Raw genomic sequence first — 25,639 nt, 5'->3', positions numbered from 1 at the left:
CCTCTAACAACTGAAGATTAAAATAAATAAATGTGTTTTTTAGCAGTGTACTATGCGGCAGAATATGCCGCATTGCAAGAATAGAATTTGATCAAACTGGATCAGCTTTGCAACAGGCGTTGTAAGTTTTTATAGTCTTCATTAAAGATCGGATCTTGTTCACGCAGACTGATGACTTTTTCACAGGCATGCATCACGGTACTGTGGTCACGACCACCAAAGGCCATACCAATTTCCGGGAAACTGTCTCCGGTCAGTTCACGAGCCAAGCCCATAGCCAACTGACGTGGACGGGCATAAATACGGGTACGTTTCGGCCCCACAATTTCTTTTAAAGGAATACGAAAATATTCACTGACCACACGCTGGATATTTTCAGTACTGATGGTTCGCGCACGAATGGCCAGCACGTCTTTTAACGATTCACGCACCACATCCAGATCGATCGGCGTACCTTTAAAGCGGGAAATCGCCACCACTTTGTTCAGCGCACCTTCCAGCTCACGGACATTGGCCACCACTTGCTGGGCAATAAACAGGGCACAGTTACGCGGTAACTCTACCCCACTGCTTTCTGCTTTTTTCAACAAAATTTCAATTCGGGTTTCGATATCCGGTGGTTCAACCCCGACCGACAAGCCCCAGGAAAAACGTGAAACCAAACGTGCATCCAGTTCAGTCAATTCTTTCGGATAACGATCTGAAGTCAAAATAATCTGTTTCGATTCATCCAATAAAGCGTTAAAGGTATAAAAGAACTCCACCAGACTGGCTTCTTTACCCGCGAGCAAATGAATATCATCCACCAATAACAAGTCTAAAGATCGGCAATTCTTCTTAAACTCTTCCACTTTGCCCTGCTGCAAGGAGCTGACAAAATCCTGTACAAAACTTTCCGCCGTCATATACATCACCCGTGCATTGGGTTTGGCCTGTAACAAGGCATTGCCGACAGCTTGCATGAGGTGGGTTTTACCTAGACCAGTGGGTCCGTATAAAAACAGCGGGTTATGCTGTGAAGCCCCCAATTGGGTTAAAACTTTACGGCAGGTTTCAGCTGCCATCTGGTTCGAACGACCTTCAACAAACAAGGAAAAAGTAAATAAGGGATTGAGTAAACGTTTACGGCTGTTTTTATTGCCTGTTTCATCTTTTTCTTTTTTAGCTTTGGCAATCGGGGCTGGAGCAGATTGCAAGGCAGCCGTGGTGGTTGCCGGTTGTTCATTGGCTGATAAAATTGCACCCGGACGGGAATCCACCAAAATTTCAACTTTACGAACCCGACCTTCGGACATCTGTTCAGCCAAAATGGTGATCAATTCAAGATGATGTTCCTGAATATAACGGGTCCAATAAGGATTGGGCGCATAGAGTCTTAAAGTATCGTTCAGCTCTTCAGCAACCAGGGGGCGAATCCACATGGTAAAGACATTTCCCGAAAGCTCTTGTCGCAAACGAGTTAGACAGTCTGTCCAAAGCATGTGAAACCCCTATTCATTCCATTATTAGTAAAAAAATCATGCGAGCCCGACAAAGCGGGTCGCCATTCTATCGAAGTTATCCACATCTGTCATGGCAAAATTAAGGAAATATCAGTGAAAAAAGTAATTTTCCGATTAAATTTAAATTTAAACCACCATGTGGATAAGTTTATCCGCAAGCTGTGGATAAAATATAGCACAAAGTTATCCACAATTTAATAAAATCATAAAAACATAGATATCCACAATATAAATTTATGTTTATTAAAAACAAAACATGCTTTTCCACAAAAAAAAGCTTCCCTAATAATAATAAATTTAAATTTATAAATTTGAATTTATTTATAGGAAACCAATTTTGTGGGGATAACTCGCAAAAGTTATAAATTTAAATTCAAAACCAGCAACATTCATTTTTATCAACAGTAGCTTGTGGATAATATTGTGAGTATTTCTGTTTATAACTTATGTTGTTTTATTAATCAACAATTTACACTGTGTATAAAACAGAAACAACTTTTAATGATCTAAAAGTGTTCTCAACCAATAACTCTTTAAAAACTGCGCTTATTTTGAAAGAAAGTTTGTTTTTGATTGACAGCTCAAGCAATGAACACTAAAATCGCGAACCTTCATAGAAAGATCATTTTTGGAGTTTCAATATGAAACGTACATTTCAACCATCAGAATTAAAGCGTAAGCGTGTTCATGGTTTCCGTGCTCGTATGGCTACTAAAGCTGGTCGTCAAGTATTAGCTCGCCGTCGTGCAAAAGGTCGTCATAGCTTAACTGTTTAATCTGTTAACGCTATTACGATTTTGGGTGTTATGACACTTTATGGCTTCAGCACAGATGTACGTATACGCTGTGCTGCCGATTATAAAAGTGTGTTTGATGGTGCGCTTTTTAAAGTGCATCAACCCCATTTCTTATTTCTTGCAAAAAATTCCGAACAGCCGAAAAGCCGTTTGGGTATTGTTGTTGCCAAGAAGAAAGTGCGTCGTGCACATGAAAGAAATAGAGTAAAACGTCTTGCTCGCGAAAGTTTTCGCCTGCATCAACAGCAATTAGATTTATTAGATATTGTGGTCATGCCTAAAATGGGTATTGAAGCAGTGCCTAATGCAGAATTGCAGCAGCAATTACAATTTGCTTGGCAGAAATTGCAACGCCTTGCCAAAAAGCATAAAAAGATAGCTCCCTCCCCACAAAAGTAGAGAAGGCCAATGGTACGTTTACTGCATTGGTTGATTCGATTCTATCAGATCGCGATTAGTCCTTTATTAGGACCCCGCTGTCGTTATATTCCTACATGTTCTCAATATTCTTTGGAAGCAGTGCATACCTATGGTGCTGTGCGTGGTGCGTGGTTAGCTACTAAGCGTATTTGTCGTTGTCATCCTTGGGGGGGCTCGGGTTATGATCCTGTTCCGCCAAAGGCAATTCGTTTTATTTCATTTCAGCAAATAGATTCTCAAACGCTTCACGTTGTTGTACCCTTTCGTGATCGTTTATTGAACCGAAATCACTCTAACTACTTGGGATAATAGATATGCAACAATGGGCCAGGTTTGCAATTCTAGGGGCCATGTTTGTCGTCGCATATTTGCTTATTTTGGCTTGGCAAAAAGATTATGGTCATGCAGAAACTAAACCGCAGCAACAAACTGCCGTTGTTTCACATGAGGTATCTGCAGATTTGCCAAATGGTCAAACCGCTACCACTGCGTCTGACATGCCTCAAGCGAATATTGCTACTCAGCAAACTACAACAGATGCCACTGCACCTGTAAGTCAACAGCTTATTTCAGTACAAACTGACCTTTATCATCTTTGGATTAATCCTAAAGGTGGTGACATTGTTCGTATTGAATTATTGAACCATGATAAAGATAAAGACAGTAATGATCCGTTCGTGATGCTGGAAAGCGATGCACAACGTACTTATGTTGCTCAGTCTGGATTGATTGGTTTAAATGGACCAGACAGTAACCGTAATGGTCGTCCTGTATATGAGATTGAAAAAGCGTCTTATACATTGGCGGATGCCAAAGCAGAAAAAACCAAAGATGGTCAAGCTGTTAAAGTTTTATCAGTGCCGATGGTCTATAAGACTGCCGATGGTATAGAGATTATTAAAACCTTTACCTTCAAACAAGGTGAATATCCGATTATTGTCAACCACAAAGTGGTGAACCGTAGTGGCCAGAACTGGCAAGGTCAGATGTTTGGTCAGATCAAACGTGACAATTCGGATGATCCAGGTAAATCTTCTCAAGGTATTTTCACCCTAGGCACATTCTTGGGTGGGGCTTGGGGTACGCCAGATGAACATTATAACAAGCTGAAATTTGACAACTTCAACGAAGAAAAGTTGAATGTGGAAGCCAAAGGCGGCTGGGTTGCTGTAGTTCAGCATTATTTTGTCAGTGCTTGGATTCCTGGGGATCTGAAACTGACTCAAGCCAATGGTCAACCTTATAGTGCGAAACTGGAATCTCGCCAATCTACCGATAACATGAACATTATTGGTTTTACTTCACCGACCATGAATGTACCTGCTGGTACCACGGCGGAAGTGGATGCGACATTCTATTCAGGTCCTAAAATTCAGTCTGAATTGAAAGACCTGGCTGTGGGCTTGAATCAAACTGTAGATTATGGCTGGTTGTGGCCAATTGCCAAATTATTGTTCCTGGGTTTGCAGTTCTTCCATAACATTGTGGGCAACTGGGGCTGGTCAATTATCCTGTTGACTGTGTTGGTGAAACTGATTCTTTGGCCATTATCGTCTAAGAGCTACCGTTCTATGGCGAAAATGCGTGTCATTGCACCTGAAATGCAACGCATGAAAGAAGAGTTTGGTGAAGACCGTATGCGTTTCTCACAAGAAATGATGGCGCTGTATAAACGTGAACAAGTGAACCCACTTTCTGGTTGCTTGCCATTGTTATTGCAAATGCCGATTTTCTTGGCCTTGTATTGGGTATTGATGGAATCGGTAGAACTTCGTCATGCACCTTGGTTGGCTTGGATTCAAGATTTATCTGCAATGGATCCGTGGTTTATCCTGCCATTATTGATGGGTTTAACCATGTTTATTCAGCAGTCTTTAAATCCGCAGCCAGCTGATCCGATGCAGGCGAAAGTCTTTAAAATCATGCCGATTATCTTCACCGTATTTATGTTGTTCTTCCCTGCGGGCTTGGTATTGTACTGGATTGTCAACAACAGTATTACCATCTTGCAGCAAAGTTTGATCAACAAGGGTGTTGAGAAAGAACGTGAAAAACGTGAAGGCGTTTAAATAACGACTGAGCGCGAAGTGCTGAATAAATCCGCTTAAGATGGTAATCTTAAGCGGATTTTTATTTGGCTGTGATTTGGGATTTTTTTAGGTGAATTTTATGCAAAACCTTACTACGATTGCTGCAATTGCAACTCCGCCTGGGCGTGGTGGTGTGGGGGTAATTCGTCTGTCGGGTCCAAAATCTTATGCCATTGCAGCCGCATTGACACAAAAAGACCTGCCTAAAGCCCGTTATGCCGGTTTTCGTCAATTTTATGATGCAGCGGGCGAAGTGATGGATGAAGGCTTGGCCATTTGCTTCCCTAACCCCAACTCATTTACCGGTGAAGACGTGGTGGAGTTACAGGGGCATGGTGGCCCGGTGATTCAAAATGCCCTGCTCAGCCGTTTGCTGGAATTGGGTGCAACCGCTGCCAAAGCGGGTGAATTTTCCATGCGCGCCTTTGAAAATGGCAAGCTGGATCTGGTCCAGGCAGAAGCCATTGCCGACCTGATTGATGCCACTTCACAGGCCGCAGCACGTTCTGCGGTACGTTCACTGCAAGGTGCGTTTTCGACCAAAGTGAATACCGTTCTGGAAAAGCTGATTCACCTGCGTTTACATGTGGAAGCCGCGATTGATTTCCCGGAAGAAGAAATCGACTTTTTGGCCGACGGCAAAATTTTAGCCTTGCTGGAAGATGTACAAGGTTCGGTCGCTGCCGTTCAAACTTCGGCACGACAAGGTCAGTTATTGCGTGAAGGTTTGCAGGTGGTGATTGCCGGCAAGCCGAATGCAGGTAAATCTTCCCTGCTGAATACCCTGGCGGGCAATGAACGCGCCATTGTGACTGATATTGCTGGTACCACCCGTGATGTCTTGCATGAAAAAATCACCTTAAATGGCTTACCGATTACCCTGACCGATACAGCCGGTCTGCGTGAAACCGGCGATGTGGTGGAAAAAGAAGGCATCCGCCGTGCGATTAAAGAAATTGAACAAGCCGATTTATTGCTGCTGGTCTACGATTTAAGTCAGGGTGACGATCCGCTGCAATTGGCACAAAGCTATTTTGCCGAACATATCGAGCCACGTCGTTTAATGTTGATTGCCAATAAGTGTGATTTAACCGGTGCAGCCGCTGAAATTGGTGATTATCAGGGTTTTCGTCATATTACCGTCTCGGCCAAACAGGAAACCGGGGTTCAGTCACTCATAGAAGCGATTACAGCGCATGCAGGTTTTCAGCCGGAAGAAGATACCTTTATTGCACGTACCCGTCATTTAGATGCAATGAAGCGTACTCAGGCCTATTTAGCTGAGGCACGGGAGCAATTGGTGGTGTTTCATGCTGGTGAATTGGTAGCGGAGTCCCTACGACTGGCCCAAAATGCCTTGGGTGAAATTACTGGTGACTTCAGTGCAGATGACTTATTAGGCAAGATTTTCGGATCATTCTGTATTGGAAAGTAATTTCAATTTACCTTTATATTCCAGTAAGTTCTAAGGATAATTAAAAAACATTAAGTTTTAATAACTTAATGCTTTTTTATATCACTGAATGATTCAGGGTATGCTCAAAATCCATCTGATGGCATGATATTTTATTCTGTTATTAGTCACCAGATATGAGAAAAGCTGAATTAGAATTTGAGCATTTCCATTCTGTCGATGAGGAATAAAATGGATTCAATATTATTGAGAATGAGCGTATAGCCTAAACTTCTTTCTGGGCAAGATCATTAAAGCTGAGGATGATTATTTATCATTTATTTTTTTATGCCAAATTAACAAATACAGACACAGTAAACAGAACGCAGCACAAAAACTGAGTACGCTTGCGGTTAAACCAAAATGATCGGCAAGATAACCCACTGCAAGAATGGGTAAAATGGTGCCTAAATAGGCTACAAATAAATAAGTCGACATCACCGCAGCCCGGTTGTGCAGGTTGGTCATGGCATGAATTAAACCAAATGCCCCGATCAGGGCTAATCCATGCCCAACGCCAACCAGTACATCACTGATAAAAAACAGAAAGCTCCAGTGTAGATATATACATAAACCCAGAATCAATAAACTGAACAACAGCGTATACAGCCCATAATTCAGGCATTTTCTTGCAGGAATCGATCTGGAAAAATACTGTACCATGGCAGAAATCAGCAAAATACAGGTAATGGCTAATCCACTGACCAAAGGACCATGCCAGGGAATGATGAACTGTACAAATGAGGGAGAAAGTGAAGCGAATAGGCTAAACGCTGCAAAGGCACAAAAGGCAGTCAAACCGGTAATATAAAATTCAGCATGAAATTGTGCTTCAGGACGTTCTAAATGCGGTGCAATCGAGAATGCCTGTGCGCTAAATTCAGGCTGTGGCAGACGTAACAAGCCTACGAAGCACAACATTGCCCCAACAATGACAGGAATATACGGGGTAAATAGCGGTGTAGCAGAAAATTGGGCAATCAGTCCACCAACCAGCGGGCCTAAACCAAAACCAACTGCGGTAATCACTGAACTGAGCTGGGGTGCATGGCTTTTATGTGATTCAGGAATACTCCACATCAGTCCAATCAATGCCGATGTGGTCATTAATCCCGAGGCAATCCCGATAATAAAACGCCCCAAAGACAGCCATAGCACATTATTCGCAAACATGGACAGTAGAAGCCCAAGTGTGATGATGACCAGACCCAGTTCTAAGGTTTTTAAAAAGCCAATGCTGTTACTGGTACGGCCTAAAAACAGGAGCGTGGCTAAACAGCCCAACATATAGGTGACAAAAATATAGGTGATATGACTCGGCAACAGATGCCAAAGTTGCTGATAGATGGGATATAAAGGGCTGGCCAGTGCCGTCCCCATCGTTCCAATACAAAGTGCCAGGCTCACCATCAAAAACGGGCGCCAGGATTGTTGATTTGTCATAGAGTGTCACAAAAATATTTGCCACAGCATTCAAAATGGCAAATATGGGGAGAAAAGGATAATTTAGCGTACTGGTTATCGATCTATAGCGTCAATGGATAAAATGTAAGAAGTTTAGCTATAACGCTTTAATAATTTAAGAAATTCTTCTAGTTCTGTTTCATTAATTGCTGTCTGTTCTCCAATCACGTGATGACGCAAATGTGCTTCAATAAGCTCATTCATCAGACCATTCACGGCACCTTTAATTGCGGCAGCCTGCTGCAATATTTGAATACATGAAGCATCAGGTGTATTTAAAGCCTGATCTACTGCATTAATCTGACCTTGTAAACGTTTGACCCGATTCTGAATTTTCTTGTCTTGATATAAATGACCCAACATTATTCTCCAAAAATAAATATACTATGGGGGAGTATACTGAAAATCTAAATTATGCAAGACGCCTCACTGACCCGAACCCATAGCCATCAGTTTGATGAAGGTAATCCGCTCGCACAAAAACGCATTTTATTGGCGACCATTCTAACGGCAGTGATGATGTTATTAGAAGTGATTGGTGGCTGGATTTACAACTCTATGGCTTTGCTGGCCGATGGCTGGCATATGAGTTCGCATATGTTGGCGCTGGGACTGGCTTATTTTGCTTACCGTTCTGCACGTCATTATGCACAGGATAATCGTTTCAGTTTTGGCACCTGGAAAATAGAAATTTTAGCTGGTTATAGCAGTGCCATTTTATTGATGGTCGTGGCAGTGTTTATGGCCTTTCAATCGATCGAACGACTGCTCAATCCGATTGATATTCTTTATAATCAAGCCATTCCGATTGCAATTTTGGGTTTGCTCGTCAATTTAATCTGTGCCTGGTTGTTGCATGATGATCACCATCACCATCACCATCACCATCACCATCACCATCACCATCACCATCACCATCACCATCACCATCACCACGATCATGCTCACGAAAATGAACATACTCATACCGAGCATGACTTAAACCAGAAAGCGGCCTTTATGCATGTGGTGGCAGATGCAGTGACTTCCATCTTTGCTATTATTGCGCTGTTTGTTGCCAAGTATTTGAATTGGACTTTTCTGGATGCCGCACTGGGCATTATTGGATCCATTCTGGTGGCGAAATGGGCTTGGGGCCTCATTCAAGAAACTGGAAAAACCTTACTGGATGCCGAAATGGATCATCCGGTAGTAGAAGAAATTCGAGAGGTAATTGCGGAATTTGAGACTGTAGAAATTACCGACTTGCATGTCTGGAAAGTCGGTAAAGGCAAATTTTCCTGTATTTTGGCTTTAGTCACCGATTCCAGTTTGAATGCAGACCAGGTTCGTGAGGCCTTATCCATTCATGAAGAAATTGTACATGTTTCGGTGGAAATTAATCCGCGACAAGTCAATGTTCCACGTGAAACCTTGATAGGTAAATCTGTGGGTTTTCAGTAAGGCGAGCTAAAATTTTAAGATTCTTGAGCTGGTTTTTGAGTAGAATCAGCTGGAAAGATTTTGAAGCAATGAGCAAAAATATGATTAAAAAAACATTGGCATGTGCCTTGGCGGGTTTTATTTCAACTTTAACTTTGGCAAATGTCGATACGGTTAAAAGCAACCTGAGTAAGCAACATCCGAAACTGAACATTGAAAATATTCAAACCACCGAAATGAAAGGGATTTATAGCGGTTCAATGGATGGTCAAGTAGTGTATTTGGGGGAGGATGCACAACATATTCTGGTCGGCTCCATGTTCCGTTTAGCCGATCAGAAAAATCTGACCAAAGATTTAGTGCTGAAACAGAACAGTATTGACTGGAAAAAATTGCCACTGCAGGATGCGGTCAAAACTGTGCGAGGTAATGGTAAACGCCAGATCGCGATCTTTTCTGACCCAAATTGCCCATATTGCAAAAAACTTGAGACTGAACTAAGCAAGTTAAAGGATGTGACCATTTACACCTTTATTTATCCAATTAAAACCCAATCTGTGGCAGTTTCTAAACAGGTGTTTTGTGAGAAAGATGCAGCTTTGGCCTGGTCAAATTTGATCAGTAAAGGGATTCAACCCAATTCTAACAAAACCTGTGCCAACCCGATTGAGCGTAACTTAACTTTAGGAAAAAATTTAGGTTTAACTGGTACACCGGCTATTATTTTCTCCAATGGCTTTAAAGTGATGGGTGCCCGCCCCACTCAAGAAATTGAACAAATCTGGAAAGAACTGGGTTTGTAAAAATCTGTTCTGATGTAAGGAATTATAAAAAAGCACCCTGTACGGTGCTTTTTTATTACCTATTGCAGTATTGGGTAGGACATTTAACCCCTAGAATTTTTGGTCACCAGGTTATAAAGAAATAGAATAATGATGGCCCCGATCACCGAAGCAATAAAACCTGCTGCAGAGTTTTCACCATACAGGCCGAGTAAGCGTCCACCATAGGTCGCCAATAAAGAACCCGCAATACCGAGCAAAGCCGTAATAAAGAATCCAGCCTTATCATCACCGGGATGAATTGCCCGAGCAACCAGGCCTGCAATAAAACCGACCACGATCGCAACTATAAGTGACCACATAGGTTTTCTCCTTTTGTTATCATTTATTTACTTTCAATTCGTTTTCATTTTTATAATTAATTATTTATCGAACACGAAACAGATGCATCCTGCTAATTACTGTTGTTTTTTTGTGCGTCATGCAATTTAAAGTATAAAAAAAGTGGCCTTCGGCCACTTTAAGTATCTTTGCTCAGTCTTATAAACCAATTTCACCAATAAATGGAATATGGCGATATTTTTGATCATAGTCCAGGCCATAACCGACAATAAATTTATCTTCAACTTCAAAGCCCAGGAATTTCACTTCAAGTTCAATTTCACGGCGTGAAGGTTTACTGATGAGCGTACACAGTTCGATCGAATTAGGATTGCGAGTGCTCAAGATTTCCAGAACTTTGCTCAAGGTATTACCAGAGTCAATAATATCTTCCACAATCAGCACATCTTTACCGCGAATTTCGCCGTCTAAATCTTTGAGAATTTTGACATCACGACTTGAAACTGTACCGCCACCGTAACTTGATACGGTCATAAAATCGAGTTCATGCGGTTTGCTGATTGTGCGACATAAATCCGCCATAAAAATGACAGAACCACGAAGTAAACCAATCAGTACAAGTTCTTTGTCACTATTGGCATAGTGAGCATCAATTTTCGCACCAAGCTCTTTGACTTTGGCTTGAATTTCTTCAGTTGAGATCATCACACTCATATGAACGGTCATGGGGAGATACCTAAAAGCAAATCAAAAAATAAAAAAGGTGTTGACCAGCAACACCTCTAAAGTTGTTTTAATTTTAATACATCTGTTTAAGAGATGCATCTTTTTTGCGCTTGTAAATCTCATCAGGCCTTATGCTGCGCCGTATCGCGTTTCAGTAAAAATGCACACACCAGGGCAATTCCAGTCCACACAATGATCTTTTTAGCAGAATTTTTCCTCACTTCACTTTTTGACATAGGCAGCTGCTCCATAAATATAGGTGGCATGGATATTGCGATCATCGCCCATGGTCATCAGGGCAAATAAAGTATCTTCAATACCTTTGGCACGTTGTTGACGTAGCGCTTGCAGTGCAGTGGCTTTTAAATCGAGCACGATAAAATCGGCTTCTTTGCCCAGGTTAAAGTTACCCAGTTGATGGTCCAGATTTAGGGCTTTGGCACCGCCTAAGGTGGCATGATACAGGGATTCAAAAGCAGAGAGTTTATCGCCCTGCAGCTGCTGTACTTTATAGGCTTCATTCAATGTTTGCAGCTGACTGAAGGACGTGCCTGCGCCAATGTCTGTGCCTAAACTGACTTTGACCTGTTTTTCCCATGTTTTTTTTAAGGGAAATAAACCACTCCCCAAAAATAGATTTGAGGTTGGGCAAAAGGCAATGGCCGAGTCGGTTGCATGCATGCAGTCCCATTCAGCGTCTTCCAAATGCACGCAGTGGGCAAACACCGAACGTTGCCCGGTTAAACCATAATGGTGATACACATCCAGATAACCTTTTCGTTCAGGGAATAGTTCTTTGACCCAGGCGATTTCGTTTTTATTTTCACTTAAATGCGTATGCACATACACATCAGGATACTCAGCTTTCAGCTGCCCTGCCCGAGCGAGTTGCTCTGGTGTAGATGTTGGGGCAAAACGCGGGGTAATAGCATACAGGTTGCGGCCTTTGCCATGCCATTTTTTAATGAGTGCCTTAGAGTCGTGATAAGCACTTTCAGCAGTGTCACACAAATCTTCTGGTGCATGGCGGTCCATCATCACCTTGCCAGCAATTAAACGCATTTGATGCTGTTCTGCGGCTTTAAATAAGGCATCGACCGATTCAGCATGCACGCTACAGAATACCAACGCTGTAGTAGTACCGTTTTTTAATAATTGTTGCACAAAAAACTGCGCGATTTTGTCGGCATAAGCTTTGTCTTTAAACTGTAATTCTGTAGGAAAGGTATAGGTGTCTAACCATTCCAGCAGCTGTTCACCATAAGCACCAACCATCTCGGTTTGCGGGAAATGGATATGGGTATCGATAAATCCCGGTACAATCAGCTTGTCGGGATAATGATCAACTTGAACATCCGCCGGAACATGCTGTTGGCCTGTTTGCCAGTTGCCAAACCAGCGAATTTTGCCATTTTCGGTAATAAGTAAACCATCTTCTACATATCGCACTTGGTCGTGAATTTCACGCGCTTGGGCAACCGTATTCTGAATATCTAGGAAGCGACCGCGAACTGCCGTCGTTGCAACTACAGAAGACATTGAAAACCTGCGATTTTGAATTTTTTCGATTGATTGTACCTGAAATATGGGGATTTAACCCGAATGACACCCTTTTATTCACCCTCCCCCGTTAAGGAGGTGAAACAAAATCCTTGCACTTTGCCGCAGGAATAAATCGCAATAGAAGGCATAAAAAAAGCCTTCCATCTTCAAGATGAAAGGCTAGATTCTAATGATATAAGGTGTTAAAGTTGTTCTTGCTTTTTGTTATATCGAATCGATAACCAGGCAGTAATCGACAGGACAATTACAATAAAGCCGAGTGATATCCAGATTGGCATATGGAACACATCCAGCATTAACATTTTAAAACCGATAAACAGCAGAATAATTCCGAGACCATAAGGCAAGTAATGCATTTTGGATGCTGCACCTGCCAGCAAGAAAAACATGGCACGTAGACCTAAAATGGCCATTAAGTTTGCTGTTAATACGATAAAGGGATCACTGGTGACAGCAAAAATAGCCGGAATGGAATCCACTGCAAAAATGACGTCTGAAGCTTCAACTAAAATCAAGACCAGGAATAACGGCGTGGCCCATAACAGACCGTTTTGACGGACAAAGAATTTATCTCCTTCCAGCTGCGGGGTAATACGCATATGTTTACGTAACCACTTGAGTAAGGCCATATCTTCAATATTGGGGTTTTCGTCATGACCTTTAAGAAATTTAAAGCCGGTATACACCAGGAAAGCACCGAAGATATAAAGTACCCAAGAGAACTCCTGAACGAACCAGGCACCAATAAAAATAAAGATGGTACGTAATACAATGGCGCCGAGTACCCCATAGAGCAATATTTTACGTTGCAATGCCGGAGGAATAGCGAAGGCAGCAAAAATCATCAGCCACACAAAAACGTTATCAATCGCCAGCGATTTCTCTAATAAGTAACCTGCAAAATACTCCATGACTTTGGTATTTGCGATGGTTACCCCAGCTGTCTGTTGCAGGTAAAACCATAAGCCACCACCAAATAGCACGGCGACAGAAACCCAGGCCATACTCCAGTACGCTGCGGTTTTAATTTTGACTTCTTGGCCCTGTTTTTGTCTAAAGCCCAAAAAGTCGATGATGAGCATAACGGCAACTAAACCGAAGAATGCTAAATACAGCCATAAATTGCCAATGGATTCCATAAAAATCTCCACACCTGACAACTGGCCATAAAAAAACCTTGACCTGTTGCCAGATGATTTAAACATCTGTGTCAACATGATCAAGGTCTTGCCTACATCTGAATATCCATATTGGGTAATTTCAAATGCTCAGATACCGACTTTTTGCAAAGTGTAATGACGATATTCTGACACCTGATCATTTTAAAACGGCATCATGATCAGGTTTGGAGGAGGCTACTCCCCTTGTTCAACTTAATTTTGTTTTGGATTTCATCCAAATATGGCTGAAGAATCGCATATTTATTGTAATTGTGCAAATTTTATCTATTCACACTGTTTTAAAATAATCTACTTTTAACGTATTCTAGTTTCAGTCAAATAAAAAGTGAGGACTAGCGATGCAGTTTCAACATAAGGATAACGACCAACAAGGTGAGTTTTTTACTTTGAATGATGCAGGTCAGCGAATTGCAGAAATCAGTTATGTTTGGCGCAATGAAAAGACCATAGTGGCTGATCATACCTGGGTGGATGATTGTTTGCGTGGTCAAGGCGTAGCACGAAAATTACTAGATGTTTTAGTTGAATTTGCACGTGAAAAACAGTTAAAAATTATTCCCACCTGTTCCTATGTGGATGTAATGTTTAAACGTGAGCCTGAGCTGCAGGATGTAGCAGCTACAGTTTAAGGGTGCTGGCCGATAGAGAGATTGTCTGTCATTTAGCTTTTAAATCTGGCAGATCAAGGCCTTGCAGTAGCGTATAAAATTCAGAACCTGCCGTCAGGCCAATAGAGGCCCACTCTCCTATTTCTGATTCATGCTAAAATAAAAAAGTCCGCGATGCGGACTTTTTTATCGAAGACTTAAAGCTTAAGCCATGTCGATCATCACCTTCAGTGCCTTTTCATCAGAGGCGTGCTTGAAGACATCATAGGCTTTTTCAAACTCTGCAAACTTAAAGTGATGGGTCGCCAGTTTTTCAAGTGGCAGTTTGCCAGAGCAGCAGGTTTTCAGCAGCATGCCGGTGGTGTTGGCATTGACCAGCCCGGTGGTGATGGTCAGGTTCTTGATCCAGAGCTTGTTCAGTTCAAAGTTGACGGGTTTGCCATGTACGCCGACGTTGGCAATATGTCCACCCTCTTTCACCACGTGTTGGCAAATATTCCAGGTCGGTTCCACACCAACTGCTTCAATGGCACAGTCGACACCGCGTCCATCGGTAAGCTCTAAAATCTTTTGAATCGCGTCTTCTTTGGCGGAGTTGATGACATGGGTGGCTCCTACCGTCTTGGCAAATTCCAGTCGGTTATCATCTGTATCCACCATAATAATATTGGCAGGTGAATAGAATTGTGCGGTGAGCAGACAGCTCATTCCGATTGGGCCCGCACCGACAATCGCCACGTTATCGCCCGGTTTGACATCACCATATTGCACCCCAATTTCATGTGAAGTAGGCAGGATGTCAGACAGGAAAACTGCGACATCTTTATTCAAGCCTTCAGGCAAATGATAGAGTGAAGTATCGGCAAATGGAGTCCGGACATATTCGGCATGGGTGCCATCGATCATATAGCCCATGATCCAGCCCCCTTCATTACGGCAATGCGCGTAGAGCTGTTTCTGGCAGTTTTCACAGGTGCCACAGCGGCTGACACAGGAAATAATCACCCGGTCGCCTTTCTTGAAGTTTTTCACGGCTGAACCGACTTCTTCTACAATCCCGATGCCCTCATGACCGAGAATGCGCCCATTAAACTGGCCGTCTTTTTTAATCGCTTCCTGTTCAATCTCAGGATTTTTACCCTTCCAGATGCCCAAGTCAGTTCCGCAAATGGTGACCTTGGTCAGCTTGATAATGGCATCATCGGGATGCAGGATGGTAGGAATGGGACGTTCTTCGAAACGGATATCATTGGCGCCGTAGTAAACCATTGCTTTCATTGTATTTGACATGGTGACCATCCTTCTTAATGATTATTGTAAAAGACATCCAGCCGCCTAGCTTATATAGCAACAGTCATGTTGGCAGGATGCTATCCAGTTAAATTAACAAGTCTTGATGACAAGGTCATTAGCAAAATGGTTACTTAAATAAAAAACAATATATGATTTATTAATTTGTTAGTGAGGGACCGCAGAACGATTGGCTACGGTCCTGATCAAGCTCAGGCTGAAAAGAAGTTTAAGCGTTTTGCTGTAAAGCACTAATCAATTTTTGGTGTAATCCTCCAAAACCGCCATTCGACATAATCACCACAGCATCGCCCTCGCCTGCTTCCGTAGTTACAGTGCGGATAATGTCATCCAGTGAACGTGCCACAATCGCTTTGTTCGGTGCAGCGTCAATTACTGGCTGTAGATCCCAGTCCAGCCCTTCAGGTTGATACCAGATCACTTCATCAGCCAAACGTGCTGAATGCGCCAAACCATCTTTATGGCTACCCATACGCATAGTGTTTGAGCGCGGTTCAATAATCGCCCAAAGTTTACGTTCACCTAGGCGTTTACGTGCGCCGTCCAAGGTCGTTTCAATGGCAGTTGGGTGATGGGCAAAGTCATCATACACTTCAATGCCTTTTACCGTATCCAGCAATTCCATACGGCGTTTCACGCCGCCAAAATTAGATAATGCTTCACATGCAGTTTCAATCGAAACGCCCACATGTTCAGCCGCTGCAATGGTCGCCAAGGCATTGGCCACACTGTGCTGTCCGGTCATGTTCCATTTAACGATGCCTTTGACCGCGCCATTTTCCAGCACTTTAAAGTGAGAACCATCAGCAGAGAGTTGTTCTGCAGAAAGCGATGCTTTTTCATTGGCATCCAATGACGTGCGGACCACAGGTGTCCAACAGCCCATCTCCAAAACTTCATCAATATTGCTTTCAGTAATTGGCGCAATAATGCGGCCTTCGCTTGGAATAGTACGTACCAGATGATGGAATTGTTTTTGAATTGCGGCCAGGTCATCGAAGATATCGGCATGGTCAAATTCAAGGTTATTTAAAATCGCGGTTTTAGGATGGTAATGCACAAACTTGGAACGCTTGTCGAAGAAGGCAGAATCATATTCATCCGCTTCCACACAGAAGTATTTGCCGCCGCCCAAACGTGCACTTTCACTAAAACCCAAAGGTACGCCGCCAATCAAAAAGCCCGGATTTAAACCGGCTTGATCCAGTACCCAAGCCAGCATCGTTGTAGTCGTGGTTTTACCATGCGTACCCGCTACACCCAGCACATGTTTGCCTTGTAAAACATGATCGGCTAAAAACTGTGGACCTGAAATATAAGGCAGACCTTCATTCAGCATGTATTCCACCGCATCAATGCCGCGCTTCATGGCATTCCCGACAATGACCAGATCGGGATGTGGCTGCAAATGACTGCGGTCATAACCCTGCATTAAGCCAATGCCTGCATTTTCCAGTTGAGTGGACATAGGTGGATAGACATTTGCATCCGAACCCGTCACTTTATGTCCCAAATCACGTGCCAATAGTGCGAGCGAACCCATAAAGGTGCCACAAATACCCAAAATATGCAGATGCATGCGTTTTAACTCCACTGCTTTTTAGACACATCACGTTGTTATTGGTGGTGTTGTCATTATCGATTCAATTTGAAAGCAACGATATCAAGGGTTTTGCGGAAAAGATAGTCTTTCTTGTATCTATTCCCGGCATTGCATCCGGCAGTTTAGGGCGCTGTTGGATCGAGATTTCTCCGCGCTAAAATTTGTCCGGAAATCACATGCTTTTTTACTGGAAAAACGTAAAATATTTGCAGTTATTCCAGATCAATTGACTATGTACTTTGCCCTGCTGCTTTTAATTATTTCCAACTGCTTTATGACGCTGGCCTGGTATGGTCATCTGAAGTTTTTACATGGAGCTCCGCTTTGGCAAGCGATTTTATTTGGCTGGCTGATCGCCCTGCTGGAATACAGTTTTATGATTCCGGCCACCCGTCTGCTTGCACAACAAGGCTGGGCTGTGGGACAAATGAAAATTACCCAGGAAGTCGTAACGTTACTGGTGTTTGTGCCTTTTATGATTTTTCTGTTTAAACAGCCCTTTAAACTGGATTATTTGTGGGCGGGTCTCTGTTTGGTGGGATGTATTTATTTTGTATTCCGTAGCCAGTAAATTGGCCACTCCCCTATTTTGATCTGGTTATATAAAAAAAATTGAAAATATCGGCCTGCTTGAGCTGTTAAATTTTGGTGAGATGAAAAATCAGTCTATAATAGCGAGCTTGTGATTCATTTAAAACTTGGCTCTTGTCGAGATTTATCCTTCCTTACATTCGTTTACGGAATATTTGCAATGAATGCGGCTGCTGCACAAGACACTCAACCTCTTGTTGGAATTATCATGGGTTCCCAATCTGACTGGGCAACTCTGGAAAACACTGCCAATATGCTGAAACAGCTTGGCGTACCCTTTGAAGCGGAAGTCGTTTCTGCACACCGTACCCCAGACCGTTTATTCGAATATGCGGAAACAGCACGTGAGCGTGGCATTCAGGTCATTATTGCCGGTGCGGGCGGTGCAGCCCATTTACCTGGTATGTGCGCAGCAAAAACCGATTTACCAGTTTTAGGTGTACCGGTGAAATCTTCAATTCTTAACGGTGTAGATTCATTGCTTTCGATCGTACAAATGCCGGCAGGTATTGCAGTGGGCACTTTGGCGATTGGTCCTGCGGGCGCAACCAATGCAGCCATTATGGCAGCGCAAATTTTGGGTCTGACACGTCCTGACATTGCAAAAAATGTTGCTGAATTCCGCGCTGCGCAAACTGAAAAAGTGGCAAGCAAAAATATTCCTGGTCAAAACTAAAGCCAAGCTTAAAACGGGACACACGTTATGGATAAAACCATCGGTATTTTTGGTGGTGGTCAACTCGGCCGTATGATGGCGCAAGCTGCTCTGCCGCTGAATATTCAATGCACCTTCTTTGAAGCCAATACAGATTGCCCTTCCGCAGCGCTGGGTCAGGTAATCTCAAGCAAAGCTGAAAATGGTTTACAGCAGTTCATCGCAAGCGCAGATGTGTTCAGTCTAGAATTTGAAAATACTCCACTTGCAGATGTAGATTTTTTAACTCAGCAAAAACAATTACATCCACCGCGTCAGGCTTTAGCTATTGCACAACATCGATTGTCTGAAAAGGCATTGTTTGATGAGTTACAGATTCCAGTTGCGCCGTACAAAGCAGTGACTTCATTGGAAGGCTTACAAGCAGCAGTTGCTGAACTCGGCTTGCCAATCGTACTAAAAACTTCACGTGGTGGTTACGATGGAAAAGGTCAATTTGTACTACGCAGTGCCGATCAAATTGATCAGGCATGGGCGGAACTTGGCCCTGCGGGTGAATTGATTGCAGAAAGTTTTGTGACTTTCTCACGTGAAGTATCGATTATTGCGGTACGTGGTCAAAACGGTGATGTGAAAACCTGGCCATTGGCGGAAAATCACCATCACAACGGTATTTTGTCGCATTCGATTGTTCCGGCTCCAAATAGTGCAGATTTACAGCCAGTAGCACAAGACTATATCACTCGCCTGCTTAATCATTTGAATTATGTCGGTGTATTGACGCTTGAGCTATTTGTGACAGAAAAAGGCTTATATGCCAATGAGATGGCGCCACGCGTGCATAACTCGGGTCACTGGTCTATTGAAGGCGCGATCTGTTCTCAATTTGAAAACCACATTCGTGCGGTGGCTGGCTTACCTTTAGGTTCGACCGAGGTCGTGCGCCCAACGGTCATGATCAATATTATTGGTCAACATCCTAAGTCTGAAGATGTCTTGGCTTTAAATGGTGCTCATTTGCACCTTTATAACAAGACTGAGCGTGAAGGTCGTAAGATTGGCCATATCACCTTGATGCCAAATGACAGTGCTGAACTGATCACTTTATGTCGTCAATTGGCGAAAATTTTGCCGAATCCACTGGCACTTAGCGAAGATATGAGCATTTAAACCCAAGTTTGAATGATAAAAAAGCGGTCATGCCTATGGCCGCTTTTTTTATGTCTGTCGTTCAGGCATGATTGCGCCTCTTTTCGAGAATGCGCCATTTATCGGAACAAAATAAAAATAATTGTGTGTAATTTGTACAATGCTTTATAAATATACTGCATAAAAAACAAACAAATAGAATTGTCCTGTATTTCAGTTTTACTGCTGTAAAACGATGCAGAGATTTTTAAATTTAAAAAGAGAAAAAATAAATTCAAAAATATGAATTTAAATTTAAACTCGTACATTTGAATTTAAAAAATATGAATTCAAAGTGCTTAAGGGAAAATGAATTTAAACTTTTAAATTTAAAAAATAAGATTTTAAATTTAAAGCATTTGCTTTCTAAGATTATAAAAACGGTCAGAATTAACTTATCCACAAGCCGTTTGAATTTAAAACTTTGCTTTAAATTTAAAAAAATGAATTTAAATTCATGTTTCCTTGTGTTTTGAATTTAAAAAATTCTGAAAACAAAGTCTGTGGATAAAGTTTTTAAATTCAAAAGTAAAATATGAATTTAAAATGAAGAAAATGAATTTAAATTTACGATTTGATTCAGAAACGATGTGCTGATGGTGGTATGGTAAAAGCATAATTTAAATTCAAAGATCGTAAAGGATACTATGCAGCGCTTAGCTTTCGTTTTAGGTTCAGTTTTCCTTGCCATGACTCAAGCCAATGCTGAGCTGATTATTAATGGTCAACCAGTCATAGTCACTTCAACCACACCTTCAAATCAAATTTTGACTCCACGAAATAATTTTCAGCAATGTCTTGCTAATTTGCGTACTCAGGCCATGAATTCGGGTGTGAGTGGTTCCACCTATGATCGCTATACACAAAATTTAACGCCCGATTATTCCGTGATTGATAAATTGAATTATCAGCCTGAATTTTCGACCCCAATTTGGGATTATTTATCCGGTTTGGTTGATGAAGAACGAGTGCAACTTGGACGTCAAAAATTAGTCCAGCATCAAGATGTACTTAATCGTGTTGCAGCAGCGTATGGTGTGCCAGCTGAAACAGTGGTGGCTGTTTGGGGCGTAGAAAGTAACTTTGGTGATATTTCCGGAAGTTATCCTTTATTGCAGGCTTTGGGCACTTTAAGTTGTGAAGGGCGTCGTCAAAGTTTTTTCCGTGGAGAATTTTTTACCACGATGCGAATTTTACAACGTGGTGATTTAAGCGAGCAGCAAATGAAAGGCTCATGGGCTGGGGCCTTTGGTCATACCCAGTTCATGCCTTCGACCTATGAAGAGCTGGCGGTGGATTTTGATGGCGATGGCCGTCGTGATTTGGTTTCCAGCACTACAGATGCGTTGGCTTCAACGGCGAATTTTCTTAAAAAACGCGGCTGGCAAACCGGGCAACCTTGGGGCTTTGAAGTCAAAATTCCTGAAGGGATGTCAATTGCAGGTGAAAGCCGGCGCAATAAAAAGGCTTTAAGCAGCTGGATGAGTCGGGGTGTGGTGCGCGCTGATGGTACACCGTTAATTCAAGGTAATTTAAGCGAGTCATCCGCTGCGGGTTTAATGGCACCTGCAGGTGCAAATGGACCGGTGTTTTTAGTCTTTAAAAATTTCGATGCTATATATAGTTATAACGCTGCGGAAAGTTATGCTTTGGCGATTGCGCATTTATCTGATCGGCTACAAGGTGGAGGTGGTTTTAGTAAACCCTGGCCAACCGATGATGCGGGAACATCACGTGCAGAACGTCGTGAAATTCAACAATTCTTGATCAATCGTGGTTATGACATTGGCACCGTAGATGGCCTGATTGGAGATAAAACCCGTCAAGCGATCCGTCAGGAACAGATTCGTTTGGGCCTTAGCCCAACCGGACGTGCAGGACAACAAATTTTAAATGCTTTTCGCAATGAAAATGCCAAAAAAATGATGCGATAAATAGTTCTGTAAAAGTATAGAAATAAAAAAGGTCTGCTTGATGCAGACCTTTTTTATGCAGAAGCTTTGAATCAAAAAATTTTAGACTGCAGTAATGGTTCCCAAAATACGATAGTCAGCTGCACCGGTGACTGCAGGTAAATTTCCGCTTTGTTGATTGATAAAGCGCATGGCCAGCCAGGCAAATGCAGTCGCTTCCACCCAGGTTGGGCTTAGCCCTAAAGCGGCAGTGGTTTGTACTGTCCATTCGTGTTTGCGTAGACGCCAACGCAATTGTTCCAGTAAATGTGAGTTGTAGGCCCCGCCACCGCAGACATAGACTTCACCGGTATCCATGTCAGAACGGTAAATGGCTTTTTTAATCGCACGTGTAGTCAGTTTTAATAAAGTTGCCTGAACATTTTCCGGTGTATTTTCTAACTCGTCATATTCAAGATCGTTACGCCAGTCGAGAATCTGTTCATCTAGCCATTCAAGGTTAAAGTCTTCACGGCCGGTACTTTTAGGTGGTTCTTTTGAGAAAAACTCATGCGCTTGCAAGCGGTCGAGTAGACTACGGATTGGTTGTCCGTAGGCTGCCCAGTTGCCATTTTCATCATAAGGCTGCCCAGTATAACGGTGACACCAGGCATCCATCAAAATGTTGGCGGGGCCGGTATCAAAGCCAAATACTTGTTCAGGTTTACCTGCAGGCAACATGCTGACATTGGCAATCCCGCCTAAATTCAGAATTACACGATGAATGTTTTCATGCTGGAACAAGGCCTGATGAAATGCAGGAACCAAAGGCGCACCTTGGCCGCCAGCCGCCATATCACGACGACGAAAATCTGAAATGACTGGAATTTGTGTTATTTCGGTAATGATGTTGGGATCACCAATTTGCAAGGTGAAGCCATGTTCGGGGCGGTGACGAATGGTTTGCCCATGTGAACCAATGGCTTTAATTTGACTGCGATCTAAATGATTCTTTTCAATAAGCGTATTAATCCCTGCACCAATCATGGTGGCTAAGGCAACGTCGGCTTTGCCCATGCGATCAATTTCATTGTCGCCCGGTAGGGTGAGTGCCATCAGTTCGTCACGAAGATCGGGGTCAAATGGCAAAGTGAGGGTCGCATGAAGCTGTAAGGGATCAAAAGAAGCAGCAACAATATCGACACCATCCATGCTTGTGCCGGTCATTACCCCAATATAGATCGCTGTCATGATTATTCTTAAGCCTGCAATGTGCTGAAAAAGTGTTAGTATATCGCACAAATTGAATAACTGATGTGTTTGGGTTTTGTGATGTCAAATTTCCTGCCGGCTGAAGAACAACTTGCCCTCATTCAACGAGGCACGCATGAAATTATTTCTGAAGAAGATCTTCTGAAGAAATTAAAAGAAAATCGTCCGCTTAAAATTAAAGCGGGTTTTGACCCAACTGCACCTGATTTGCACTTAGGTCATACGGTTTTAATTAATAAATTGAAAGTGTTTCAGGATCTGGGGCACGAAGTTTATTTCCTGATTGGTGACTACACCGCCATGATCGGTGATCCAACAGGTAAAAGCGCGACTCGTCCACCTTTGTCACGCGAAAAAGTATTGGAAAATGCAAAAACTTATCAAGAACAAGTCTTTAAAATTCTTGATCCGGCTAAAACCAAAGTGGTATTTAACTCTGAATGGTTTGCGCAAAAAACTGCGGCTGATTTAATCCAGTTGGCTTCACAGCAGACTGTGGCACGTATGTTGGAGCGTGATGACTTCACCAAACGTTATAACAGCCATCAACCGATTGCGATTCATGAATTCTTATATCCATTGGTGCAAGGTTATGACTCGGTAGCTTTACATGCTGACGTAGAATTGGGTGGTACTGACCAAACCTTTAACCTGTTGATGGGACGTACCTTGCAAGGTCGTTATGACCAGGAAGCACAAGTCTGTATTACTGTACCAATTCTTGAAGGTTTAGATGGCGTGAATAAAATGTCTAAATCTTTGGGTAACTACATTGCAGTATTTGATGCACCGGGTGCGATGTACCAAAAAGTACTTTCTATGCCAGATGCTTTAATTGAGCGTTATTTCGATCTTTTAAGTTTTAAATCTATTGAAGAAATTCAAGGTTTGTTAAAAGAAGTGGCTGAAGGTCGTAACCCGCAAGAAGTGAAAAAGATTCTTGCGCTTGAGCTGGTTGAGCGTTTCCACGGTGCAGAAGCTGCAGCCAATGCCCATAAAGGTGCGGGTAACCTGATTACTGAAGGTGAATTACCAGAAGGTACGCCAGAAGTGACCATTTCACGTGGTCAATATAACGGTGAAATTGCAATTGCTTCTATTTTACGTGAAGCAGGACTCACTAAAAATTCAGCTCAAGCCAAAGATGCTTTAGGTCGTGGTGCTGTTAAAGTGGATTGGAAAGTGGTTGATGCTAATTTTTCTGTGAAAGAGAACGTGACTTTGATTGTTCAGGCCAGCAAAAAAGCAATTGCAAAAGTAACTTTTGTTGACTAAGCATACGCTAAGCCATTGAAATAAAAGCAGGCTTCGGCCTGCTTTTATTTTTTATACCATATATTAATGTTTCAAATAATCAAATTCAAAAAAAAGCTTATAAAAACAATACTTAAATTTTGCCGAATAGGTTGCATTATTTTTCTCTTATGTATATGATTTATTCATCTAGACATTGTGTAGAAAACATATCTAGAGGGTACTTGTATAAGAAAAGCTCCACAATTTTTGAGTCTCTTCCCCGAGGGACTTTTTTTAAATTTTTGTAGATAACTATAATAATGACACGATGGATCGCATAAAGATTCAACTCTAAGGAAGAGATTTTGGGAGAGATCTCTTCCTTTTTTATTTATCATAAGTTCATCAGCAGTATTTAAATCTGTAGGTAGAGCTTTTCTAATATAGCCATCAAATTTAAAATCAATCTATAGACCGAATTGGCATTTAAAAAAATGCATGATGACAGTCTGCTGCAAAAAAAAAGACCAAACCATAAAAAAATTAAAACAGAGGTGATCCGATGTATCGGTATCGAACAGAAGATAATTTTGATCAAGAGATGGATTGTATTTTACGGTTCTTGTTTGAGTACCAGTCTGCCGAACAAAAAACAGCAACTTTATATACCAGTCTCTACATTATTTATGCAGCTTGATCTGGCCTCGCATTACTTTTTATTTTCCCTGATTGAAGAACGTTTACCGCGACGTGCGAAATTACTCTTTGTTGCTGAAGACTATCAGGGTAAGAAAGACACGATTCTGGAAGTGATGCAGCATTGGCTGGAGCAGGGCGATCAGGAAAAGGTAGCTTAATATAAGTAAGACTATTCATCTCCTGTATAGATAAAAGGATTGTGGATAGTTTTATTCAAAAACACAGAAATTTTGACAATTCTCTTATTATGGAACCAATTCCGAATTTTGATAAAAACCACGTCAATTAAAACGTTGCTGATGAAACTGAAAGTCTGAGATTGTGATCAGGGTCTTGGGTGATATGTAACAATTTTAGTTCTCTTTCTGGGTATTGGATTCGATAAAAGCCAAAATTTGATTATTAAAAATCTCATCATGCTGTTTTAGCTATTAATTTGATAGTTTCTAGATCTAAGTAAATTTTAACTTATAAAAACAAAATGGCGCATTTAGTGCGTTTATTACATAAAAACGCTCAAAAATTAGATAAAAAAGCGATTTTTCGGTAATTTTTGTAGAAAAAAAAGACATACGTGGAAAATATGGTGATTTGGGGGTTGCAATGATTCTGAAATGCTCTAGAATGCACCCCATACCGACGAGATAGACGGAAACGAACGAAGCACGAAGTGCTGAGTTGTTAAGTTTATCGAAGTCCAGCTCTTGATACTGACGAAGTATTAAGAAGATCATTAAGAGATTATGAAGAACAACTTGTGTGGATTTTTACTGGTTGATTGATCGAAATTATTTTCATTGATTGATGGTAGAAATTACTCGAAGTTTATTTGAGAAATATTT

At 42.0% G+C, this 25,639-nt stretch carries 23 protein-coding genes and 1 pseudogene; 14 read left to right on the top strand and 10 right to left on the bottom strand.

Features of this window, described 5'->3' with window-relative positions; genetic code table 11:
* Window positions 1–101: 101 nt before the first annotated feature.
* Window positions 102–1,481 (bottom strand): chromosomal replication initiator protein DnaA, encoded by a 1,380-nt coding sequence (gene dnaA / locus ACE01R_RS15440; RefSeq protein WP_395552408.1) that lies wholly within the window; start codon window positions 1,479–1,481, stop codon window positions 102–104.
* Between the two features lie 662 nt (window positions 1,482–2,143).
* Between dnaA and rpmH the strand changes: the two genes are divergently transcribed.
* The 5 genes from rpmH (at window position 2,144) to mnmE (ending at window position 6,244) form a co-directional block, all read left to right on the top strand.
* Window positions 2,144–2,278, top strand: coding sequence for a 50S ribosomal protein L34 (gene rpmH, locus ACE01R_RS15435; protein ID WP_000831329.1), 135 nt, complete (start codon window positions 2,144–2,146; stop codon window positions 2,276–2,278).
* A 30-nt stretch (window positions 2,279–2,308) separates the two neighbouring features.
* Complete coding sequence (gene rnpA / locus ACE01R_RS15430; protein ID WP_092820945.1) at window positions 2,309–2,698, top strand: ribonuclease P protein component; 390 nt, start codon at window positions 2,309–2,311, stop codon at window positions 2,696–2,698.
* Between the two features lie 9 nt (window positions 2,699–2,707).
* Window positions 2,708–3,028 carry a membrane protein insertion efficiency factor YidD gene (gene yidD / locus ACE01R_RS15425; RefSeq protein ID WP_086197591.1) on the top strand — a complete coding sequence of 107 codons (321 nt, stop codon included), beginning with the start codon at window positions 2,708–2,710 and terminating at the stop codon, window positions 3,026–3,028.
* Window positions 3,029–3,033: 5 nt separating this feature from the next.
* The gene (gene yidC, locus ACE01R_RS15420) at window positions 3,034–4,788 is read left to right on the top strand and encodes a membrane protein insertase YidC (RefSeq protein WP_395552407.1); all 1,755 of its coding nucleotides are present in this window, start codon (window positions 3,034–3,036) and stop codon (window positions 4,786–4,788) included.
* Window positions 4,789–4,888: 100 nt separating this feature from the next.
* Complete coding sequence (gene mnmE / locus ACE01R_RS15415) at window positions 4,889–6,244, top strand: tRNA uridine-5-carboxymethylaminomethyl(34) synthesis GTPase MnmE (RefSeq protein ID WP_395552406.1); 1,356 nt, start codon at window positions 4,889–4,891, stop codon at window positions 6,242–6,244.
* 285 nt (window positions 6,245–6,529) lie between these two features.
* On the opposite strand, the gene ACE01R_RS15410 is transcribed toward mnmE, so the two are convergent.
* Together ACE01R_RS15410 and ACE01R_RS15405 are read right to left on the bottom strand one after the other, a co-directional pair.
* The gene (locus ACE01R_RS15410) at window positions 6,530–7,705 is read right to left on the bottom strand and encodes an MFS transporter (RefSeq protein ID WP_395552405.1); all 1,176 of its coding nucleotides are present in this window, start codon (window positions 7,703–7,705) and stop codon (window positions 6,530–6,532) included.
* A gap of 114 nt (window positions 7,706–7,819) precedes the next feature.
* Entirely contained in the window at window positions 7,820–8,086 is a 267-nt protein-coding gene (locus tag ACE01R_RS15405; protein WP_395552424.1) for a metal/formaldehyde-sensitive transcriptional repressor, read from the bottom strand.
* A gap of 54 nt (window positions 8,087–8,140) precedes the next feature.
* Between ACE01R_RS15405 and dmeF the strand changes: the two genes are divergently transcribed.
* Window positions 8,141–9,169 (top strand): CDF family Co(II)/Ni(II) efflux transporter DmeF, encoded by a 1,029-nt coding sequence (gene dmeF / locus ACE01R_RS15400; RefSeq protein ID WP_395552404.1) that lies wholly within the window; start codon window positions 8,141–8,143, stop codon window positions 9,167–9,169.
* Window positions 9,170–9,249: 80 nt separating this feature from the next.
* The gene (locus tag ACE01R_RS15395; RefSeq protein ID WP_395552403.1) at window positions 9,250–9,951 is read left to right on the top strand and encodes a DsbC family protein; all 702 of its coding nucleotides are present in this window, start codon (window positions 9,250–9,252) and stop codon (window positions 9,949–9,951) included.
* 83 nt (window positions 9,952–10,034) lie between these two features.
* On the opposite strand, the gene ACE01R_RS15390 is transcribed toward ACE01R_RS15395, so the two are convergent.
* The 4 genes from ACE01R_RS15390 to ACE01R_RS15375 all read right to left on the bottom strand — a co-directional run bounded on the left by ACE01R_RS15390 (window position 10,035) and on the right by ACE01R_RS15375 (window position 13,700).
* The gene (locus ACE01R_RS15390; protein ID WP_395552402.1) at window positions 10,035–10,292 is read right to left on the bottom strand and encodes a GlsB/YeaQ/YmgE family stress response membrane protein; all 258 of its coding nucleotides are present in this window, start codon (window positions 10,290–10,292) and stop codon (window positions 10,035–10,037) included.
* A 178-nt stretch (window positions 10,293–10,470) separates the two neighbouring features.
* Window positions 10,471–10,998: a hypoxanthine phosphoribosyltransferase gene (gene hpt, locus ACE01R_RS15385; RefSeq protein ID WP_395552401.1), complete on the bottom strand. Its 528-nt coding sequence runs from the start codon at window positions 10,996–10,998 to the stop codon at window positions 10,471–10,473.
* A 222-nt stretch (window positions 10,999–11,220) separates the two neighbouring features.
* A complete protein-coding gene (guaD, locus tag ACE01R_RS15380) occupies window positions 11,221–12,537 on the bottom strand; it encodes a guanine deaminase (protein WP_395552400.1) in 1,317 nt (438 codons plus the stop codon).
* Between the two features lie 206 nt (window positions 12,538–12,743).
* Complete coding sequence (locus tag ACE01R_RS15375; RefSeq protein ID WP_395552399.1) at window positions 12,744–13,700, bottom strand: TerC family protein; 957 nt, start codon at window positions 13,698–13,700, stop codon at window positions 12,744–12,746.
* A 380-nt stretch (window positions 13,701–14,080) separates the two neighbouring features.
* On the opposite strand from ACE01R_RS15375, the gene ACE01R_RS15370 reads away from it, so the two are divergent.
* Window positions 14,081–14,371 (top strand): GNAT family N-acetyltransferase, encoded by a 291-nt coding sequence (locus ACE01R_RS15370; RefSeq protein WP_395552398.1) that lies wholly within the window; start codon window positions 14,081–14,083, stop codon window positions 14,369–14,371.
* Window positions 14,372–14,554: 183 nt separating this feature from the next.
* On the opposite strand, the gene ACE01R_RS15365 is transcribed toward ACE01R_RS15370, so the two are convergent.
* Window positions 14,555–15,640 carry a zinc-dependent alcohol dehydrogenase family protein gene (locus ACE01R_RS15365; protein WP_395552397.1) on the bottom strand — a complete coding sequence of 362 codons (1,086 nt, stop codon included), beginning with the start codon at window positions 15,638–15,640 and terminating at the stop codon, window positions 14,555–14,557.
* 229 nt (window positions 15,641–15,869) lie between these two features.
* Window positions 15,870–17,240 carry a UDP-N-acetylmuramate:L-alanyl-gamma-D-glutamyl-meso-diaminopimelate ligase gene (gene mpl, locus ACE01R_RS15360; protein WP_395552396.1) on the bottom strand — a complete coding sequence of 457 codons (1,371 nt, stop codon included), beginning with the start codon at window positions 17,238–17,240 and terminating at the stop codon, window positions 15,870–15,872.
* A gap of 256 nt (window positions 17,241–17,496) precedes the next feature.
* Between mpl and ACE01R_RS15355 the strand changes: the two genes are divergently transcribed.
* From ACE01R_RS15355 to ACE01R_RS15340, 4 genes are all read left to right on the top strand, one after another.
* Complete coding sequence (locus tag ACE01R_RS15355; RefSeq protein WP_395552423.1) at window positions 17,497–17,835, top strand: DMT family protein; 339 nt, start codon at window positions 17,497–17,499, stop codon at window positions 17,833–17,835.
* 180 nt (window positions 17,836–18,015) lie between these two features.
* On the top strand, window positions 18,016–18,531 hold the full coding sequence (gene purE / locus ACE01R_RS15350; protein ID WP_174560462.1) for a 5-(carboxyamino)imidazole ribonucleotide mutase: 516 nt from the start codon (window positions 18,016–18,018) through the stop codon (window positions 18,529–18,531).
* Window positions 18,532–18,558: 27 nt separating this feature from the next.
* Window positions 18,559–19,680: a 5-(carboxyamino)imidazole ribonucleotide synthase gene (locus ACE01R_RS15345; protein ID WP_395552395.1), complete on the top strand. Its 1,122-nt coding sequence runs from the start codon at window positions 18,559–18,561 to the stop codon at window positions 19,678–19,680.
* A gap of 665 nt (window positions 19,681–20,345) precedes the next feature.
* Window positions 20,346–21,632 carry a lytic murein transglycosylase gene (locus tag ACE01R_RS15340; protein WP_395552390.1) on the top strand — a complete coding sequence of 429 codons (1,287 nt, stop codon included), beginning with the start codon at window positions 20,346–20,348 and terminating at the stop codon, window positions 21,630–21,632.
* 81 nt (window positions 21,633–21,713) lie between these two features.
* On the opposite strand, the gene ACE01R_RS15335 is transcribed toward ACE01R_RS15340, so the two are convergent.
* Complete coding sequence (locus ACE01R_RS15335; RefSeq protein ID WP_395552383.1) at window positions 21,714–22,841, bottom strand: anhydro-N-acetylmuramic acid kinase; 1,128 nt, start codon at window positions 22,839–22,841, stop codon at window positions 21,714–21,716.
* A gap of 63 nt (window positions 22,842–22,904) precedes the next feature.
* On the opposite strand from ACE01R_RS15335, the gene tyrS reads away from it, so the two are divergent.
* Window positions 22,905–24,137 (top strand): tyrosine--tRNA ligase, encoded by a 1,233-nt coding sequence (gene tyrS / locus ACE01R_RS15330; RefSeq protein WP_395552380.1) that lies wholly within the window; start codon window positions 22,905–22,907, stop codon window positions 24,135–24,137.
* 523 nt (window positions 24,138–24,660) lie between these two features.
* Window positions 24,661–24,955: pseudogene (locus ACE01R_RS15325) on the top strand (hypothetical protein).
* Window positions 24,956–25,639 lie beyond the last annotated feature (684 nt).

It is taken from the genome of Acinetobacter sp. BSP-28 (assembly GCF_044130285.1).
GTDB lineage: Bacteria > Pseudomonadota > Gammaproteobacteria > Pseudomonadales > Moraxellaceae > Acinetobacter.
Note: the sequence above shows the minus strand (reverse complement) of the source record. Positions and strands in the feature narration are given on the sequence as shown.